Below are 1,406 nucleotides of genomic sequence, written 5' to 3'. Positions count from 1 at the left end.
ATTTTTTCTACTGGGCTAAAGTAATGTAAACCGACGATGTTTTCTGGTCGCTCTGCCTTTTCTGCAATCTTGTGGATTGGTAACGAAGACGTGTTCGTAGCAAAAATAGTTTCAGATTTTGCGTTTGCTTCAATGTCCGCAACCATCTGTTGTTTTAGATCCAAGTCTTCGAAAACCGCTTCGATCACAACATCAATGTGGTTGTAACTTGTAAAGTCTACGCCACCTGACAGTTGCAACATCTTCGCCTGTAAATCGGCTTTCGACAGGATGCGACGTTTACGCTGCTTCTCAAACAACTTGTAGTTGTAGTTAAGCGCATTCAACACACCGTCATTGCTCACATCTTTGATTCGAACAGGCACTTTTGCTTTTGCAACCGTTACATGACTGATCCCAGCGCCCATTAAGCCGCCACCAAGAACACCCACTTTTTTAACCGCTGCAGGCTGTGCATCCGTGCCGTGTTCCTTCTTCATTTCAGTAGTCGCGAAAAAGATAGAGCGCAATGCTTTCGATTCGGAGCTCATCACAAGCTCACCAAATCGTTTCGCTTCAAGCTCTTGCCCTTGTGCAAAGCCTTTTTCCAGACCGTGTTGCATCACTTCAAGAATCGCGACCGTTGCTGGATAGTTGCCACGGGTCTTCTGGTTGGTTTTCTTCGCAGCTTGTTCGAAAACAAGCTTACGACCTAACCCACTGCCCGACATCAACTTCTCTTTCGTCGATTGCTTTTTCTTGCCCTTGTTCTTGCCTTTGTCGATAAACTGTTTTGCTACGTCGAGCAAAATGGTGTCAGGGACACACGCGTCCACAACGCCCAGTTTTTTGGCTTTCTTCGCGCGAAGCTGTTTACCCGTCAGGATCAAGTCCAATGACGGTAACAGACCAATCAAACGTGGCAAACGCTGAGTACCGCCAGAACCCGGTAATAGGCCGAGTTGAACTTCTGGTAAGCCTAAGCGTGTCTTATCGGAATCCGTACAAACACGGTAATCACATGCAAGCGCAAGCTCTAAACCGCCGCCCAAACATGGGCCATGAATAGCCGCAACCACAGGGTAAGGTAAGTCAGACAGTTGTTGGAACAACTCTTGACCTTGTTTTGCCAATGCTTGTGCTTCATTCGCTGTGGTACATGCCTCCAACATACGAACATCGGCACCTGCCACAAAATTATCCGGTTTTAAGGAGTGAATGATCATCCCTTTGATGCAACTGGAGTCTTTTAGCTGAGCAAAAATTTCTTTCATTTCGTCAGCAAAAGCCGCCTGTAGCGTGTTCATCTTTTCATTCGGTACGTCGATCGCTAACCATGCAATGTTCTGCTCATCAACGTTAAGGCTAAATGCTTTTTGCTCGCTCATTACTCAACCTCCAGAATCATTGCTGCGCCAAGACCACCC

General features: G+C 46.7%; 1 protein-coding gene. It reads right to left on the bottom strand.

What is annotated here, in order from left to right; all coding sequences use genetic code 11:
- Positions 1 to 1,367, bottom strand: a 1,367-nt coding sequence (locus R7F67_RS24045) for an enoyl-CoA hydratase-related protein (RefSeq protein WP_318057439.1), incomplete at its 3' end; no start/stop codon positions are given.
- Positions 1,368 to 1,406 lie beyond the last annotated feature (39 nt).

It is taken from the genome of Vibrio sp. YT-17 (genome assembly GCF_033337375.1).
GTDB lineage: Bacteria > Pseudomonadota > Gammaproteobacteria > Enterobacterales > Vibrionaceae > Vibrio > Vibrio alginolyticus.
Note: the sequence above shows the minus strand (reverse complement) of the source record. Positions and strands in the feature narration are given on the sequence as shown.